17 protein-coding genes are annotated in these 17633 nt (G+C 64.1%); 10 read left to right on the top strand and 7 right to left on the bottom strand.

Features of this window, described 5'->3' with window-relative positions; genetic code table 11:
* Positions 1-14 precede the first annotated feature (14 nt).
* From HLA91_RS06730 to HLA91_RS06755, 6 genes are all read left to right on the top strand, one after another.
* The gene (locus HLA91_RS06730) at positions 15-1379 is read left to right on the top strand and encodes a M20/M25/M40 family metallo-hydrolase (RefSeq protein ID WP_170274059.1); all 1365 of its coding nucleotides are present in this window, start codon (positions 15-17) and stop codon (positions 1377-1379) included.
* A gap of 154 nt (positions 1380-1533) precedes the next feature.
* Positions 1534-1887 carry an iron-sulfur cluster insertion protein ErpA gene (erpA, locus tag HLA91_RS06735; RefSeq protein WP_102159991.1) on the top strand — a complete coding sequence of 118 codons (354 nt, stop codon included), beginning with the start codon at positions 1534-1536 and terminating at the stop codon, positions 1885-1887.
* 16 nt (positions 1888-1903) lie between these two features.
* Positions 1904-2542, top strand: coding sequence for a leucyl/phenylalanyl-tRNA--protein transferase (gene aat / locus HLA91_RS06740; RefSeq protein WP_170274060.1), 639 nt, complete (start codon positions 1904-1906; stop codon positions 2540-2542).
* Positions 2543-2674: 132 nt separating this feature from the next.
* Positions 2675-3565, top strand: a complete 891-nt coding sequence (gene ctaC, locus HLA91_RS06745; RefSeq protein ID WP_170274061.1) for an aa3-type cytochrome oxidase subunit II — start codon at positions 2675-2677, stop codon at positions 3563-3565.
* Positions 3562-5274 (top strand): aa3-type cytochrome oxidase subunit I, encoded by a 1713-nt coding sequence (ctaD, locus tag HLA91_RS06750; protein ID WP_170274062.1) that lies wholly within the window; start codon positions 3562-3564, stop codon positions 5272-5274. Before ctaC ends, ctaD begins: the two co-directional genes overlap by 4 nt.
* Positions 5271-5672, top strand: coding sequence for an aa3-type cytochrome oxidase subunit IV (locus tag HLA91_RS06755; protein ID WP_170274063.1), 402 nt, complete (start codon positions 5271-5273; stop codon positions 5670-5672). Before ctaD ends, HLA91_RS06755 begins: the two co-directional genes overlap by 4 nt.
* 1052 nt (positions 5673-6724) lie before the next feature.
* On the opposite strand, the gene qcrB is transcribed toward HLA91_RS06755, so the two are convergent.
* From qcrB to ctaE, 4 genes are read right to left on the bottom strand one after another with little or no spacing between them, the layout of a single operon-like run.
* Positions 6725-8368, bottom strand: coding sequence for a cytochrome bc1 complex cytochrome b subunit (qcrB, locus tag HLA91_RS06760; RefSeq protein ID WP_420867889.1), 1644 nt, complete (start codon positions 8366-8368; stop codon positions 6725-6727).
* Positions 8365-9414 (bottom strand): cytochrome bc1 complex Rieske iron-sulfur subunit, encoded by a 1050-nt coding sequence (gene qcrA / locus HLA91_RS06765; protein WP_170274065.1) that lies wholly within the window; start codon positions 9412-9414, stop codon positions 8365-8367. Before qcrA ends, qcrB begins: the two co-directional genes overlap by 4 nt.
* A gap of 43 nt (positions 9415-9457) precedes the next feature.
* Positions 9458-10243: a cytochrome bc1 complex diheme cytochrome c subunit gene (gene qcrC, locus HLA91_RS06770; protein ID WP_170274066.1), complete on the bottom strand. Its 786-nt coding sequence runs from the start codon at positions 10241-10243 to the stop codon at positions 9458-9460.
* 49 nt (positions 10244-10292) lie between these two features.
* A complete protein-coding gene (ctaE, locus tag HLA91_RS06775) occupies positions 10293-10931 on the bottom strand; it encodes an aa3-type cytochrome oxidase subunit III (protein ID WP_259844526.1) in 639 nt (212 codons plus the stop codon).
* A 338-nt stretch (positions 10932-11269) separates the two neighbouring features.
* On the opposite strand from ctaE, the gene trpD reads away from it, so the two are divergent.
* The gene (gene trpD / locus HLA91_RS06780) at positions 11270-12379 is read left to right on the top strand and encodes an anthranilate phosphoribosyltransferase (RefSeq protein ID WP_170274068.1); all 1110 of its coding nucleotides are present in this window, start codon (positions 11270-11272) and stop codon (positions 12377-12379) included.
* Positions 12380-12392: 13 nt separating this feature from the next.
* Here the strand turns inward: trpD and HLA91_RS06785 are convergent, their stop codons facing one another.
* The gene (locus tag HLA91_RS06785; RefSeq protein WP_170274069.1) at positions 12393-14159 is read right to left on the bottom strand and encodes a DEDD exonuclease domain-containing protein; all 1767 of its coding nucleotides are present in this window, start codon (positions 14157-14159) and stop codon (positions 12393-12395) included.
* 136 nt (positions 14160-14295) lie between these two features.
* Between HLA91_RS06785 and HLA91_RS06790 the strand changes: the two genes are divergently transcribed.
* Positions 14296-14622, top strand: a complete 327-nt coding sequence (locus HLA91_RS06790; protein WP_170274070.1) for a hypothetical protein — start codon at positions 14296-14298, stop codon at positions 14620-14622.
* A 31-nt stretch (positions 14623-14653) separates the two neighbouring features.
* Here the strand turns inward: HLA91_RS06790 and HLA91_RS06795 are convergent, their stop codons facing one another.
* A complete protein-coding gene (locus HLA91_RS06795) occupies positions 14654-15091 on the bottom strand; it encodes a hypothetical protein (RefSeq protein WP_170274071.1) in 438 nt (145 codons plus the stop codon).
* Position 15092: 1 nt separating this feature from the next.
* A complete protein-coding gene (locus HLA91_RS06800) occupies positions 15093-15875 on the bottom strand; it encodes an alpha/beta hydrolase (protein ID WP_170274072.1) in 783 nt (260 codons plus the stop codon).
* A 162-nt stretch (positions 15876-16037) separates the two neighbouring features.
* Here HLA91_RS06800 and HLA91_RS06805 point away from each other — a divergent pair, with 162 nt between their 5' ends.
* Positions 16038-16760: a 1-acyl-sn-glycerol-3-phosphate acyltransferase gene (locus HLA91_RS06805; protein WP_170274073.1), complete on the top strand. Its 723-nt coding sequence runs from the start codon at positions 16038-16040 to the stop codon at positions 16758-16760.
* 229 nt (positions 16761-16989) lie between these two features.
* Complete coding sequence (locus tag HLA91_RS06810) at positions 16990-17565, top strand: MerR family transcriptional regulator (protein WP_102160020.1); 576 nt, start codon at positions 16990-16992, stop codon at positions 17563-17565.
* The last annotated feature ends 68 nt before the right edge of the window (positions 17566-17633 follow it).

Genomic DNA, 17633 nt, shown 5'->3' on the forward strand with positions numbered 1-17633 from the left:
TATAGGATCGCCCTATGACCCACCTGAACCGTGCTGAACTGACCTCCCGCCTCGACGCGATCTACGACGACGTCCTGGCCCGCCTGAGCGAACTCGTCGCCATCCCATCTCTGGCCTGGCCGACGGCAGATCCCGCCCATGTCGACGCCACCGCGGCTGCTGTCGCACGCATGGCTGAGCCGCTGGGGTTCGAAACCGTCGAGACGCTGCGGGCTCAGAACCCCGACGGCACTCCCGGATTCCCCGCCGTCGTCGCCAGCCGCCCGGCTCCCGAGGGCCGGCCGACCGTCGTCCTCTATGCCCATCACGACGTGCAGCCGGCCGGAGACCTGAGCCAGTGGGAGACCCCGCCGTTCGAGGCGACGATCCGCGGCGACCGCATGTACGGCCGCGGTGCTGCCGACGACAAGGCCGGCATCCTCGTCCACCTCACCGCTGTGCAGCTGCTCGGCGACGAACTCGGCGTCGGGGTCGTCCTCTTCATCGAAGGCGAGGAGGAGATCGGCTCGCCGAGCTTCCGCAGCTTCCTGGAGACCTACCGCGACAAGCTGGCCGGTGATGCGATCATCGTCGCCGACTCCTCCAATCTGGCCTGCGGAAAGCCGGCGCTGACGACGAGCCTGCGCGGCATGGCCGGCCTCGAATTCACCGTCCGCACGCTGGACCACTCCGTGCACTCGGGCATGTACGGCGGCGCCGTTCCCGACGCCACCCTGGCCATGACCCGCCTGCTGGCCACCCTGCACGATGACGACGGGGCGGTGGCCGTCAGCGGTCTGCGCTCCGCGCCCGAGGCGGCGGCTGAGTACGGCGATGACCCGATGGGCACCGACACGGTGGCCCTGCCCGGCACATCGCTCATCGGCCGCGGTGCGATCGCCTCACGCCTGTGGCACCAGCCCTCGATCACCGTCATCGGCATCGACACCCCGTACGTCGACGACTCCTCGAACACGCTGCTGGCCAGCGTGCGCGCGAAGATCTCGATCCGCCTGGCACCGGGGGAGGACCCCGCCGATGCCCTGGCCGCAGTCAAAGCGCACCTCCAAGAGCACGTGCCCTTCGGCGCAGAGCTGGAGTTCGGCGCCGAGGAGTCCGGCGCCCCGTGGAGCGCTGATTCCTCCGATCCGGTCATCGCGACTGCGATGGAGGCGCTGAGCGAAGGCTTCGGCGCTGACGCAGTCCAGATGGGACTCGGCGGCTCGATCCCGTTCATCGCCGATCTCGTCGAGGTCTTCCCGCAGGCATCGATCCTCGTCACCGGCATCGAAGACCCCGACACCCGCGCCCACAGCCCGAACGAATCGCTGTACCTGCCCGACTTCCGTTCGGCGATCAGCTCCGAGGCGCTGCTGCTCGACCGGCTCGCCCGCGACTGAGCGCTCTCACCGCAGCGCGATCAATGGAATAATGGCGCCACGACGAACGTTGCACAGGCGACGCCTCCGTGGGGCCCATCCGGGCCCGGCAGCGCCGCAGCCAGCCGGAGCGCCTCGCTCTGACTGCACGACCGAACAGATGTAAGGAGACCTCATGACCGCCACGCAGGACACGAGCGCCACGCACGAAGTCGACCTCACCTCCGAGGCGGCCGACAAGGTGCGCAGCCTCCTGCAGCAGGAGGGTCGCGACGACCTGCGCCTGCGCGTGGCCGTGCAGCCCGGCGGCTGCTCAGGCCTGATCTACCAGCTGTACTTCGACGAGCGGTTCCTCGACGGCGATGCCGTGCGCGACTTCGACGGCGTCGAGGTCATCGTCGACCGGATGAGCGTGCCCTACCTCAACGGCTCGACGATCGACTTCTCCGACACCATCGAGAAGCAGGGCTTCACGATCGACAATCCGAATGCCGCCGGCTCGTGCGCCTGCGGCGACTCCTTCAGCTGACTCAGCTGCACCAGCCATGTCACAGGGCCTGGACGATCTCCGCGCCGTCGGCGCCATCAGCGGGATCGACCAGGTCCTGTCTGCATACCGGGCTGGGCTCTTCCCGATGGGCATCGGCCAGCACGGCGCACCGCCGATCGGCTGGTGGGCCCCGCTGACGCGCGGGGTGCTCAGGCCCGGGCAGCTGCGCGTGTCGCGATCCCTGCGCCGCTCGCTCACCCGCTTCACGTGGTCGGTCGACGCCGCCTTCGCCGAGGTGGTGGCCGGCTGTGCAGACCCCTCCCGCGACGGCGCCTGGATCACCCCGCAGATCGCACAGCTGTACCAGCGCCTGCATGAGGCCGGCCACGCCCACTCGATCGAGGTCTACGAAGACGGCCGGCTCGCCGGCGGACTCTACGGGGTCGCGTTCGGCGGTGTGTTCTGCGGGGAGTCGATGTTCCACACCAGCCGCGACGCCTCCAAGGTCGCCCTCGTCAGGCTCGTCGAACTGCTCGACAGCGTCGGCGATCACACCCCGTGGATCATCGACACGCAGTGGCAGACCTCACACCTCGAAACTCTCGGCGTGTCGGAGGTCAGCGGGTTCGAGTACCTCGAAGCGCTTGCCGTCGCGCGGAGCGGCCGTCATTTCCAGGCTTTTCTCACGAAATGAGCAGTCGGAAGTGAATTTCTACCTCTTGTAGCGGTAAGGTGGACGAGAACAAAGTCAGTGTTCGGCGATTCGCGTGCGTCCGCTCAGATGAGAGGGCCCGCGAGGAGCTGACAAAGTTGCGAAAGGCTGCACGTGGATTCTCCGAATCAGCCAGTCCGCTCGGGCCCCACAGCCTGGGCCAAGCGGCTCGGTGTCATTGGCGCCCTGGGTGCCGTTGCGCTGCTCTCCGGCTGCTCGAAGGAGCACTGGGAAGTAGGATTCCTCCCACCTGAGTCCAAGGGAGCGACGTCCCACACGGATCACTACATTCACCTGTGGAACGGCGGCTGGATCGCCGCGCTCATCGTCGGTTTCGTCACCTGGGGCCTGCTGCTGTGGTGCGTCGTCGCCTACCGCCGTCGCAAGCACGAGCGCGGGCTGCCCGTCCAGCTGGCCTACAACATGCCGATCGAGATCCTCTATACGGTTGTGCCGATCATCCTCGTCATCGGATTCTTCTTCGAAACCGTCAAGGCTGTGGAGAACACCAGCTATGACGACACTCCTGGCGAGGTTGTCGTCGAAGTGGTCGGCAAGCAGTGGGCATGGGACTTCAACTACATCACTGAGGACGCTTACTACTCCAGTGTTCAGGTGAATCTCGACGGAACGGAGAAGGCCGGCGAGAAGGTCCCGGTTCTGTACCTGCCGTCGAACACCGACCTGGAGATCCAGCTGCGCTCCCGTGACGTCATCCACTCGTTCTGGGTTCCGGCATTCCTCGAAAAGCGGGATATGATCCCCGGCCGAACCTCGTCGCTGCACTTCCAAGCGCTGAAGGAAGGCGAGTACATCGGCAAGTGCGCTGAGCTCTGCGGCGAGTTCCACTCCGAGATGCTCTTCGACGTCAAGGTCGTCTCCATGGACGAGTACAAGGCCTACACCGACTCGCTGCGCGAGGAAGGCAACACCGGACGTCTCGGGCCCGAGTACGACCGCACTGATTGGTACAAGAACCCACATGAGGGAGGGGATGACGAGTGACCGCTGTCGCTGATAGCAACCGCACTGTCACAGTCGACCAGGCACCTGTGCCCAAGAGCCTGGGCAGGGTCATCGTCAATTGGATCACGTCGACGGACCACAAGACCATCGGGTACATGTACCTGATCGCGTCGTTCTCGTTCTTCTGCATCGGCGGCGTCATGGCGCTGCTCATCCGACTCGAGCTCTTCGAGCCGGGCATGCAGATCCTGGAGACCAAGGAGCAGTACAACCAGCTGTTCACTATGCACGGCACGCTCATGCTGCTGATGTTCGCAACGCCGCTGTTCGCTGGATTTGCGAATGTCATCATGCCGCTGCAGATCGGCGCTCCTGACGTCGCGTTCCCGCGCCTGAACGCTTTCGCCTTCTGGCTCTTCCTGTTCGGCAGCCTCATCGCCTGCGCCGGCTTCCTCACCCCGCAGGGTGCGGCCTCGTTCGGCTGGACGGCATACGCACCGCTGTCGAACACGACGTTCACACCGGGCATCGGCGGCCACATGTGGGTCATGGGCCTGGCCTTCCAGGGCTTCGGCACGATCCTCGGCTCGGTGAACTTCATCACCACCATCATCACGATGCGCGCCCCGGGCATGACGATGTTCCGCATGCCGATCTTCACCTGGAACACCCTCATCACCGGTATCCTCGTGATGATGGCGTTTCCGCCGCTGGCCGCCGCCCTGCTCGCGCTCGGCGCCGACCGCATCCTCGGTGCGCACGTCTTCAGCCCGGAGAACGGCGGCCCGATCCTGTGGCAGCACCTGTTCTGGTTCTTCGGTCACCCGGAGGTCTACGTCATCGCACTGCCGTTCTTCGGCATCGTCTCGGAGATCTTCCCGACCTTCAGCCGCAAGCCGATCTTCGGCTACAAGGGCCTCGTCTACGCCACGATCGCGATCTCGGCTCTGTCCGTGACCGTGTGGGCACACCACATGTACGTCACCGGCGCAGTGCTGCTGCCGTTCTTCGCCTTCATGACAATGCTCATCGCTGTTCCGACCGGTGTGAAGATCTACAACTGGATCGGCACGATGTGGCGCGGCTCGCTGACATTCGAGACCCCGATGCTCTGGTCGCTCGGCTTCCTCGTCAGCTTCGTCTTCGGTGGCATCACCGGTGTCGTGCTGGCCAGCCCGGCAATGGACCAGCAGCTGTCCGATTCCTACTTCGTCGTTGCGCACTTCCACTACGTCATCTTCGGCACCGTGGTCTTCGCGATGTTCGCCGGATTCTACTTCTGGTGGCCGAAGTGGACGGGCAAGATGCTCGACGAGACCCTGGGCAAGATCCACTTCTGGCTCCTGTTCATCGGCTTCCACGGCACGTTCCTTGTCCAGCACTGGATGGGTGCCGACGGCATGCCGCGCCGTTACGCCGACTTCCTGCCGCAGGACGGCTGGACCTGGATGAACCAGATCTCCACCGTCGGCGCACTGATCCTCGGCCTCTCGATGATCCCGTGGTTCTGGAATGTCTGGGTCACCGCACGCAAGGCACCGAAGGTCACTGTCAACGACCCGTGGGGCTACGGCTCCTCGCTCGAATGGGCAACCTCCTGCCCACCGCCGCGTCACAACTTCACCTCGCTGCCGCGCATCCGCTCGGAGCGCCCGGTATTCGATGCCAACCATCCCGAGCTCCTGGAGCTCGTTGGTCACCCGCGTGACGCCTACTCGATGATCGAGAAGAAGGAGACCGCCAAGTGAAGACCTCAGCAATCATCTTCTCCTCAGGGCTGTTCTTCTTCGTCCCCGTCGCGATCGTCTACGGCATCCTGACGGACTTCAAAGAGCTCGTCGGATTCCCGGCCATCCTGCTGCTCGGCGGTATGGCCATCATGATCGGCGGTTACCTGTTCCTGCAGCACCGCAGCGTCGGAGACACTCCGATGGATCGCCTCGATGCCGAGATCTCTGACGAACACTACGAGTACGGCTTCTACAGCCCGTGGAGCTGGTGGCCCATCATCATCGCCACCGGTGCAGGCATCTGCTTCCTCGGCGTTGCCGTGGGATGGTGGATCTTCCCGTTCGGTGCCGTGATCGCCTTCATCGGCGTCATCGGACTCGTCTACGAGTACAACCGGGGCGACCACGCACACTGATGCTCTGTGAGCCCGAGGGCCTGCCAGGATGTTCATCATCCTGGCAGGCCCTTTTCGCTGCCGTCGCGACTCAAACCTGTGGGCGGACGAGCAGGAAGTGCGCGCTGCGACGATCCGAACCTTGCGCAGAGCTTGCCAACTCTGTGGAGGAGAGGCCGGTAACGCTTCCAGCGCCGGCCAGCCATCCACCGCCGCTTTGACAGTCGATCGAGGCCGACGCAGTGTGCATGCCGCGTACCGCGTACGTCCAGCCTGCAGCTGTGATGAGCGGTGCCAGCAGTTTCGAGCGGCCCGTCGGTCGCCGGTGTCCTTCACTTCTAATGCGGAGAGGCTCCCGCCGCGCATCCGTGTGCTGGACGTTGCGGGCTCTCCGAAGACATCGTGAATGGGCAGAGCGCCGCTGAGTCCGCTGCCGGTGCCGTATAAGAAGATGTCGATCGAGAATCTCTGCGCTCTCTATCGTCGATGGAAAGGATACGCATCCTGCGGCAGAGCCAGTCGTCCTTCGCAGCCGGGCAGCCGCCCAGGAAGGAGCGGCCCTATTGACGGCCCAGTTGCAGAGGTCGGCTGAACGAGCGGTCGATGTGGAAGCATGTGACGCCGGCCTGCGAACGCACTGCTCAAGCCTGGTTCCAGCACGCAGAAGCCGGCATGGTTGAGACGCGATCTCATCGGCTGCTGCGCGCAACCCTCCTCAAGGCTGAATTGCATGTCGCCGAGGAGGCCTACGGGCCGCCCGTATGGTGACGCGCGGGGAAGCCGTGATCCGAGACGCGAATGGCCGTCGTCCGCGGGGGAGCAGGATCAGAGGGGGCCAGAGCGGCTCCGTGCTTCATAAATCCCGTGAGGTGACTCTGGAGAATAGAGCAGGCGCTAGGTTCGATGGACATCCCGGCGCACCGAGCGTTGATTCCGCGATGTGCGGCAGCAGCTATCCCAGACGTGCTGCGACGGGGCGCTGTCATTCCTGGAAGCTGTCAGCCAGCGCCCCTGGAAGTTACGAAAGAGGCGCCAGTCGCAATGACTGGCGCCTCTCTCAGGTGATCAGCGAATCAGTGGCCGATCGAGCCACGGGATCCGGCTTCGTGGCTGCCGGCTTCCACTGCGTGGTGATCGTGGTGAGCGGCATCGAGCTCTTCCTTCGTCACCGGTGCGACCCGATCCTCGTAGAAGTACTTCGCGATGGTCGCGCGGCGCCTCTCACCCTTGGAGATCTTCCCATCAGGTCCGGGCTCGGCCGGGATGTAGCGCGGCGAATCATAGGCCATGAGCTTCCACAGCTTGTGCGGGTCGAGCGGCTTGTGGCGCTCTTGGAACTCGCCGTGCGGCAGACGGATGATCTCACCGGATTCGAAGCCGTGCAGGACGATCTCCCGATCCTTCCGCTGCAGTCCCAGGCAGACCCGCTTCGTGATGATGAAGCCGAGGATCGGTCCAAGGAAGAACATGATGCGGAAGATGTAAATCATGTCGTTGAGCGACATGTGGAAGAACACTGCCATGAGGTCACCCGAAGCTGCGGCCCACAAGACTGCGTACCACACGACGGCGGCGACACCGACAGCAGTTCGAGTCGGGTTGTTGCGCGGGCGGTCGAGGACGTGGTGTTCGCGATAGTCCTTCGTCAGCCACGCTTCGAAGAACGGCCAGATCGCCATGGCACCGAACAGCACGAGCGCTGCGAGCAATGCCGTGTTGATGTTGAGGCTGAACGGGAGGCCGAAGATGTAGAACTCGAGCCAGCCCGGGAGGATCCGCAGGTATCCGTCCATCCAACCGATGTACCAGTCAGGCTGCGTACCGGCCGACACAGGGGAGGGGTCGTACGGTCCGTAAGCCCACACTGCGTTGATGGAGAAGATGCCGGAGATGAACCCGAGGAGAGCGAAGATCATGAAGAAGAATCCACCGCCCTTGGCTGCGAACGTCGGGAGAACGGGTTCGCCGACGACGTTGCGGTTCGTGTGTCCGGCGCCAGGCCACTGCGTGTGCTTGTGGATGACCACGAACATCAGGTGGATCGCGATGAAGGCGATGATGAGCGCCGGCACGACCATGATGTGCAGCGTGTAGAGCCTGGAGATGATATCGGTGCCCGGGAACTCGCCTCCGAAGAGGAAGAAGGAGACGTAGGTGCCGACGAGCGGAATCGACTTCAGCAGACCGTCGATGATTCGCAGGCCGTTGCCGGAGAGCACGTCATCGGGCAGCGAGTAGCCGGTGAAGCCGGCACCCATGCCCAGGGCGATGAGTGCGATGCCGACCATCCAGTTGATCTCACGCGGGCGACGGTAGGCGCCGGTGAAGAAGATGCGCAGAGCGTGCACCGAGACAGCGACCATGAACAGCAGGGCTGCCCAGTGGTGCATCTGGCGGATGAAGAGTCCTCCGCGCACCTCGAAGGAGATCGCCAGCGTCGACTCGAACGCCTCGGACATCTCGACACCCTGGAGCGGGACGTACGGGCCTTCGTAGATCGCGTGACCCATCGCCGGCTTGAACCAGAACGTCAGGAACGTACCGGTCAGCACCAGGATGATGAACGTGTACAGGGCGACTTCGCCGAGCATGAAGGACCAGTGCGACGGGAAGATCTTGCGGCCGAACTCGCGCACCATCTTCGAAGCGCCGACTCGGGTCTCGGCGAAGGACGCTGCCTTGCCGACCGCAGTTGTGGGTTCGTGCGTCATCGTCATTCTACCGAAGTCTCCCTCATGTTGATCTCCCAGAAGGTCGGTCCGACGGGCTCAGGGAAGTCGCGCTGAGCCACGAGGTAACCTTCGTCGTCGACTGCGATCGGCAGCTGCGGCAGAGGCCGCTTCGCCGGTCCGAAGATGACAGCGCAGTGGTTCGTCACGTCGAATGTCGACTGGTGGCACGGGCACAGCAGGTGGTGCGTCTGGTGCTCGTACAGAGCGACCGGGCAGCCGACGTGGGTGCAGATCTTGGAATAGGCGACGATTCCGTCGACGCCCCAGTCTTCCTTCTCCGGGTCGGTGTTGAGCTCCCGCGGATCGATGCGCATGAGCAGCACCGCGGCCTTGGCCTTCTCATCAAGTGGGTGCTCCGACTCGTGCATCTTCTCCGGGATCACGTGGAAGGCCGAGCCGATGGTGACTTCCTCGGCGCGGATGTAGCGATCCTCCTGCGGAACCATGCCGGGGTCCTGACACAGACGCACGCCCGGGCCCCACAGGGTCTTGAAGAGGCTGTCTCCCGGCAGCGGTCCGAGGTCGCGGAACACGAGGACGGCCGGCAGAGGAGCGAGTGCCACAGCAGCGATGAGCGTGTTGCGCAGGAACGGACGGCGTGCGATGCCCGACTCTTCCTTCGCCTGGTTGAGGATCTCGATGGCGACCGCCTGATCCTCCTCGGACCCGGCGATGTCGTGGCGCTCTTCGACGACTTCTGCGTCAGGAATCAGCTGCCGAGCCCAGAGGATCACACCGATGCCGATGCCCGCGAGAGCGGCGGCGGAGGTGATGCCGAACGCAGTGTTCTGCAGGCGCAGGTTGTTGTACGTGCCCGGCTCTGAGTCGAACAGGAAGTACGACACGATGAAACCGATCGTTCCGATCATCGACAGGATGAACCAGCCGGCGATCTGGCGTTCGGTGATGCGCTCTGCCTGCGGCGAGCTGTCAGTGATTCGAGGCTTGTGTTCGGGCAGACCGGGGTTGGTGTGCCCGTTCACCTGCTCGAGCTGGCTGCCGGCTTCGGCAGTGAGATGCTTCGAGGTCATTCGCTTCCTCGTCTATTACTCGATACGGATGAAAACTTGAGGGTTACTTCGAACGCGAGGACAGCCACATCGTGATGCCGATGACGCCTGCCAGGCCGAAGAACCAGATGAACAGACCCTCGGACACCGGTCCGATCGAGCCCAGGGAGAAGCCGCCGGGCTCGGTCTCTTCGGTGACTTCCTTGATGTAGGCGATGACATCGCGCTTCTGTTCGGGAGTCAGGTTGGCGTCATTGAAGATCGGCATATTCTGCGGACCGGTCTGCATGGCTTCGTACAGGTGCTTCTCGGAGACACCGGAGAGGCTCGGAGCGTACTTGCCGCGGGTCAGGGCGCCGCCGGCGCCGACCACGTTGTGGCACATTGCGCAGTTGACGCGGAACAGACCACCGCCGGCAGCGACATCACCCTTGGAGGGATCCAGGTACTCGTCCTCCGGAACTGCCGGTCCGGGGCCGAGTGATGCGACGTAGGCAGCCATCTGACGGGTCTGCTCTTCGCTGAACTGGGGCTGCTTGACCTGGGCCTGCGGGCCCATCATCTGCAGCGGCATGCGGCCGGTCCCGACCTGGAAGTCGACAGCAGCAGCGCCGACGCCGATGAGGCCGGGGCCATTCTCGGTGCCCTCGCCGCTCATGCCGTGGCATGTCGCGCAGTTCGTGACGAAGAGCTTCTCGCCTTCCTCAACGTCTGAGGCGGAGTACTCTTCAGCGTTCGCAGTGCTCGTTCCGGTGAATGCGGCGTATGCGCCTCCGGTGAGGAGCAGGCCGACGAGCAGGAGCACGACGAGTGCCATGGGGTGCCGGCGTCGTTCCGCTAGAAGCTTCACTAGTTAGTCCTTTTGTTGCAGTTGCCAGGGGCGAGGTCTTACGGGCGCGTCACATCAAGATGTAGATGACGAAGAACAGGCCAACCCACACGACGTCGACGAAGTGCCAGTAGTACGACATGCAGATGGCGAACGTCGCTTCTCGATGGCCGAAGCGCTTTGCGGCGTGGGCGCGTCCGATGACGAGCAGGAACGCGATGAGTCCGCCGAGCACGTGGAGGCCGTGGAAGCCGGTGGTCAGGTAGAAGACCGAACCGTAGGCGTTCGAGTTGATTGCGATGCCCTCGGAGACGAGGGTGGCGTACTCGAAGACCTGGCCGCCGATGAAGATCGAGCCGAGGATGAAGGAGAGGTAGTACCACTCGATCATGCCCCACGAGCCGATGTTCATGAGCCCGCCGGTGCGGCGCGGCTTGAAGTGCTCAGCCTTGAAGACACCCAGCTGGCAGGTGACCGATGAAAGCACCAGGATCGACGTGTTGATCGATGCGAACACGACGTCATGCTTAGCGGTCTCCGTCTCCCACATCTGAGGTACAACGGACCGGACTGTGAAGTACATGGCGAAGAGCGCGGCGAAGAACATCAGCTCGCTCGACAGCCACACGATGAACCCGACTGTCGTCGTGTTGGGCCTGTTTACGACTGGATGAACCGGCGCTGTTGAAGTTGCAGTGGCAGTAGACACGCCTCCATTATTACCCTGTCCGCAGGATAAATTCACCTTTTGCTCAGCTAATTGAGCGAGTTTTTCTACAGCGTGTGGAATTTCCAGCGAGAACTCGCGGCCGGTCGGTTCGTCACGACTCTGCAACGTGCGCGTGTCGGGAGTCCCGAAGAGCTGCGAAACGGCATCGCCGCACATCAGCGGCCGGTACCGAGGCGGAGACGGGCAGAGGCTCGGATCGCCGGCTGCGCAGAGACTGCGATGAAACGGGTTCGGTGTGCTGTGCGAGTGGCGCGTAGGATGTTCCGGTGACAGCCTGGCCGCTGTCCGCATGATACGCACCAACTCGAAAGGCCCCTATGTCTGCCGTTCCTTCTGCAGCCGATGCTCCTGCCACCGTCTCCGGTGTGCGGGAGTGGCCGGATCTGCTCGTGGCTCTGATGAATAAGGAGAACCTCGACGCGGCGACCGCCGGGTGGGCGATGGACGAGATCATGTCCGGCAGTGTCCCGGATGTGACGATGGCGGCATTCCTCGTCGCCCATCACGCCAAAGGGGAGACGGTGGAGGAGATCACCGGTCTTGTCGAGGCGATGATGGGCCATGCCGTACCGCTGGAGGGCCTCAGCGACGCCGTCGACATCGTCGGCACCGGCGGAGACCGGGCCAAGACCGTCAACATCTCATCGACTGCCTCGTTCATCATCGCTGCGACCGGCCAGCGTGTCGTCAAGCACGGCAATCGGGCGACCTCCTCTGCCTCGGGCTCGGCTGACGTGCTCGAAACGCTTGGCCTCGTGCTCGACCTGACTCCTGAGCAATCGCGCCAGCTTGCCGACGACGTCGGCATGGCCTTCTGCTTCGCCAACGTCTATCACCCGGCCATGCGCTTCATCGCGCCGGTGCGCCGGGCCATCAAGGTGCCCTCGGCATTCAACATCCTGGGGCCGCTGACCAATCCCGCTCGCACCCGTGCCACGGCGGTCGGCGTGGCAAGCCGGGAGATGGCGCCATTGGTCGCCGGTGTCCTCGCCCGCCGCGGTGACTCGGCAGTGGTCTTCCGCTCGCAGGACGGCCTCGATGAGCTGAGCAACACTGCAGTCAACGACGTGTGGGAAGTCCGCGACGGCTCGATCACGCACAGTGAATTCGATGCCTGCAGCCTCGGATTTCCGCGGGTGACAAAGGACGACCTGCGGGGTGGCGACCCGGCATTCAACGCGCAGGCCATCCAGAGCGTGCTGGCCGGAGAGCTCTCACCAGTGCGCGACATCGTGCTGCTGAACTCTGCTGCCGCACTCGTCGCTGCTGACTCTTCTGCGGAGGGGCCTTTCGCCGAGCGTCTGGCGGCGAAGATCGAGATCGCGCGCGAGCATCTCGACTCCGGCGCAGCGTACGACAAGCTGCAAGAGCTCATCGCTGCCTCGCGGCGTCTCTCGGGCCGCGACGAGGCACCCGCAGAGGGCTGAGCCGCTCAGCATTTCACTGCTGGCTGGCGCTGCCTGCGGCGGCGAAGCCGCTGGTGTGCAAGCCGAAGGCGTGCCCGCTTCGAGGCGCGCACCAGTTTCCCGTGACTGACAGGAGCTGGGAACCCGGCTGCTGCAGCCAGCGGAGCAGGATATCGGTCTCCTCCTCGTACGTGCTGCCAGTCCCTGGAACCGGCGCATCGACGTGCTCGCCCGTCAGGCGCAGAGCCGACACGACCTCTCGAAGCCGAGTCGGGTGTGTCACGTGCGCGCTGCCGGCCATCTTTCCGTAGCGGATCAGGGCCACGTCGAGACCGGCCGCAGGGTTCTTCTGCTCGCGGGGTTGAGCGGCGATGAGCTCCGGCACTGCGTAGAGCCCGCGACGCTGTTCATCGGAGACGGTTGTCCGCAGCAGGTCAGCCGCGAGGTCACGGATCTCGGCGGCGCGTTCGTAGCGCTGCGCGGAGCTGGCATCGATCATCGCCCGGCGGATCTGGTCGAGCAGACCGGTCGAATCGCCGCCGAGAAAGGCAGCGAGGTCGCTCAGCTCTGCGCGGTATTCTTCCTGGCTCTGCCCGATGCACGGACCTGTGCAGCGTCCCATTTCTGCGGCTGCACACGGGGTTCGTCGGGCTGCGGCAGCTGACTGCGTGCACCGCTTGACGGTGACGACGCGTTCCAGAGTGTCCTTGATCCGCTGTGCGGTTGCCTGTGATCTGAACGGTCCCAGGCGGGGATACCGCTCCGGTCTGTCGGAAGCGGGAGGAGTCCTCGTCACCGACAAGCGGGGATACGGTTCGTCTGTCAGGCGCAGCCAGGCGCGCTTGTCGGCGTTCTTCGAGCGCCGGTTGTACGGCGGCTGCAGCTCGGCGATGAGCCGCACTTCGCGCACATGGGCCTCAACGACCGTCTCGCATACGAGTGTCGAGACTTCCTGCGTTGCGGTGACCATCTCGGTCATCCGTCCGCGCGTCTCCCCGGCATTGAAGTACTGGCGCACGCGCGTGGCCATGTTCCGGCTGGTGCCGACGTACAGTGTGCGGCGCGAACCGTCGAGGAACATGTAGACGCCCGGCAGTGCGGGCACATCGCGCGCGAGGTGCGATTTCCGCTGGCGCTTCTGCCAACCGGAGGTGCGTACGGTCCCCAGCTCCTCGAGGGTGGTGATTCCGTACGAGCCGAAGCGCTCGAACAGGTGGTGCAGGATCTCATTCGTGGCCCTGGCATCGTCGAGAGCACGATGAGTGGGCGGCGTCTGGGTGGCGAAGTGCTGCGCAAGCGTCGCCAGCTTGTGGTTGCGCACCTCTGGTCGGGGTACGACATGACGTGCCAGGCGAACGGTGTCGAGGACGTGCGGGTTCGGCCACTGATAGTCCAGGCGCGCGCAGGCAGCTTTGAGGAAGCCGATGTCGAACCCTGCGTTGTGGGCGACCAAGACCGCTCCGCGGCTGAATTCCAGAAAGCTCGGCAGCACAGCATGAATCGTCGGTGCGCCTGCCACCATTCCATTGGTGATGCCGGTGAGACGTTCGACGAAAGCGGAGATGACCGCCTGCTCGGGGCGCACCAGGGTGGAGAACTCGCCAACCACCTCACCGCCGCGGGTCTTGACCGCACCGATCTCGGTGATCTCCTCGCGCTGTGCGTGGGCACCTGTTGTCTCCAGGTCCACCGTCACGAAGGTGACGTCGTGCAGGGGCGTGCCCACATCGGCGAAGGAGAGCTGTCCGCTGCGGGGCTGCGACGCCTGATCGAACAGCGGTGGCTGGTGGCTGGCTGGCATAGGAACATGATGTCACGCGCTTCAGACAACGCCATGGACGGCGTCGCAATGACCGGATCGACAGGCGATGTCAGTGGGTGCCCGTAGCGTCAATGGTGCCCGCTCATCGACACAGCACTGACCTGAGGAGCTGACCATGATTGTCGAATGCACCCACCCTGACCACGTCGTCGACGCAGCCGGACGGATCGACTGTCCCGCTCCGAACTGCCTGGCGGCAGCAATCGACCGCAGTGATGTCGCCAGACAGCCCAATCCGATGGATCGCCTGCCTGCTCAGCGTCCGGACTGGATTCTCTCCAGCCCGGATGCGCTGGAGGAGTGTGAGGTGGAGGCGCTTGCGATCCTCGGAGACGCGGGCCTCGTCCCGCAGATCGTGAGCCTCGGACCTGATGATGCCACCACAGAAATGCGTCCTGCCAGCTTCCACGGCTCGTTGGTCCGAGATGCCCGAGGTGCCTGAGTCGTGAGTTCCCAGCGGCTGAGCGACGTGCTCAGACCTGCGCGCCGTCTCCGTCTTCAGGTGAGCGGTACTGGGGGAGATGCCGGATCAGCGCGAAGGTGCTGAGCAGTATCACCACGATGATCCCGACGAGGGCGTAACCAGGCAGCCCGCGGAACAGAAAGGCGCTGAGGACCAGCGCAGCGATTCCGCCGATGAGCCCGACGAGTCCGAGCATGAAGAGCGGGGAGGCGGTGCGCCAGCCGACCGGGCCGGGGTCCGGCGGTTCCCACTCCTCGTCGTCTGCTAGCGCATCGCGGATCTCATCGGTGGACATCTCCGGCACGAACCCCTGGTCGCGATTGATGCCGGAGACGAGGTCCTTCCACTGGGTATCGTCAATGCGCTCGCTGTCATCCAGGGCGTCCCACGTGGGCTCGAACCTGTCGTCGTCTGATGAGGAGTGGTCGTCGCGTGCCGAAGGAGACATCTCAGCTCGTCCGGGCCTGGCTGGCGGCGTTCACTGCGCTGAGAATCTCGCGCACGATGATCTCTGCGTCGTAGTCGACCGTGGCCACATGGTAGCTGCGCCGCAGCATGACGACACGTGGCGAGGTGAGCAGGGCATGGCGCAGCAGGCGGGCGGAGCGGGGGCGAACCACATGATCGGTAGTGGAGAGACACAGTGTTGTCGGTGCCGTCACCTGCCACAGGCGGCGGCGGACGTGCTTGAACTCTCGGTGCAATGAGGCCACTGCGGCCACCGGCGTCTGCGTGTAGGCGTGCTCAGCTGCTCCGGGCAGCGCGATGTCGCCGCCGATGCCGGGAACAGATGTCACTACGTGCCGAAGGAATGGCGTCAGCGGCGCCAGAGGGGAGTCGACGTACAGCGCTGGATTGACGAGGACGAGTCGATCAACCAGGTCGGGGTGTTCGGCTGCCAAGGTCAGGGCGAGTGCTCCGCCCATCGAGAGGCCGACCACGATGACGGTGTCGTGCTCATCAGCGCATTCCAGCAGTGCGGATTCAGCATCGGCAAGCCAGTCCTGCCAGCGAGTCCCGCTCATCTCCTGCCAGGTGGTGCCATGTCCTGCAAGTTTCGGCACGCTCACTGACACATCGGCTCGGCTGGCGACCTCGCGCGCAACATCGGCGAAGACCGCTGGAGAGCCGGTGAAGCCGTGGATGAAGAGCACAGCGGTCGACGCAGACCGGGAACGGATGTCGATGGCTGCGTGGAGGTCGTGATCGTCGCCAGAGGCATTGTCGTACATGGGCACCAGACTGCCATACAAGGAGTGACTCTGACAGTGGATGAGCGTGCAGACCGATGGTCGCTGCGGCGAGGGCGGGCGGCTGCGAGCGTTTTCCTGCTCACCTCGGCGTTGTAGTAGTCTCGGATTCGTTCGTGACTCAGACTCGTCGAGAGGGGTCGAGTGTTCTACTGGCTGCTCAAGCGCATCATCGTCGGGCCCTTCCTGCGTGCGCTCTTCCGCCCGTGGGTGCGTGGCTTGGAGAACATTCCCGAGTCCGGCGGGGCGATCATCGCCGGCAATCATCTGTCGTTCATGGACTCGATCTTCGTGCCGCTCGTCGCACCTCGACCCGTCGTGTATCTGGCCAAGAAGGACTACTTCACAGGCAGAGGCGTCAAAGGCACCGCAACACGGTGGTTCTTCCGCCTGACGAACCAGCTGCCCATGGACCGGTCCGGCGGTTCGGCCTCCGAAGCCTCTCTGCACTCCGGGTTGAAAGTCCTCAACGGCGGCAATCTGCTCGGCATCTATCCGGAAGGCACACGCAGCCCTGACGGCAACCTCTACCGCGGGCGCACCGGTGTGGCGCGTCTTGTCCTCGAAGCCGGTGTGCCGGTTGTGCCGGTGGCGCTGATCGGAACCGACAAGGTGCAGCCGGTGGGCCGAATGCTGCCGCGGCTGCGCCGGATCGGCGTCGTCTTCGGTGAGCCGCTCGACTTCTCCGAGTACGAGGGCATGGCCGGCGACCGGTTCCTCCTGCGTTCGATCACTGACGACATCATGTACGAGATCCTCCGCCTATCGGGTCAGCGGTACATCGACACCTATGCCTCGTCAGCCAAAACGAAGCTGCTCGCTGCGAAGAAGGCGGACGAACAGCCATCCGGCGACGCGACGGCCTGAATCGCCTGTCTCCCGACTGTCCAACGGGGTCGAAAGTCGTTCGATTCCTTCGATAACGGCGACACGCGCAAATCGTTATCGGCAGGTGTTTGGCCAGGGGAAACTCAGCCAGTAGGTTCGATGTGTACGTTAACCCCGAGTCGCTCGAGGGTCATGCGGTAGAATTGTGACACTGCCGCAAACCGGAATGCGACTTCGCTTCCCCTAGGGGCTAAAAGGAGGAGTCGGTGTGAACCGCTCAAGTCAGGAACAGGCTGCCGCGCCCGCCGTGCCGCCTTCAGCTCAAGGTCTGCTGTTCGATGACGATCTGCCGAACCTTGACGAAGATGCCGGCTACCGCGGAACGACAGTCATCAAGGTTGTCGGCATCACCTACCGCCAGCTCGACTACTGGGCACGCACCGATCTCGTCGTCCCTTCGATCCGCACTGCCACCGGTTCGGGATCGCAGCGTCTCTACAGCTTCCGCGACATTCTCGTTCTCAAGATCGTCAAGCGCCTCCTCGACACCGGCGTCGGTCTTCAGCAGATCCGCACGGCAGTCGGGCATCTGCGGGAACGCGGTGTGCAGGATCTTGCCACGATCACTCTGATGAGCGATGGATCCAGCGTCTTCGAATGCACGTCGACTGATGAGGTCATCGACCTTGTGCAGGGAGGTCAGGGAGTCTTCGCCATCGCGGTGGGAAGCGTTTTCCGCGAGGTCGAAGGTTCGCTGGTTGAGCTGCCGAGCGAGCGTCCGGAGGACGAGCTGCCGCTCGTCGATGAGCTTGCGCAGCTTCGTGAGCGCCGCAAGGCCAACTGAACAACGTCGTCACAGCGAAGCGGCCGGGAGCAGACTGCTCCCGGCCGCTTCGCTCTTCACGGAGTGAA

This window comes from Brevibacterium luteolum, assembly GCF_013004595.1.
Lineage (GTDB): Bacteria > Actinomycetota > Actinomycetes > Actinomycetales > Brevibacteriaceae > Brevibacterium > Brevibacterium luteolum.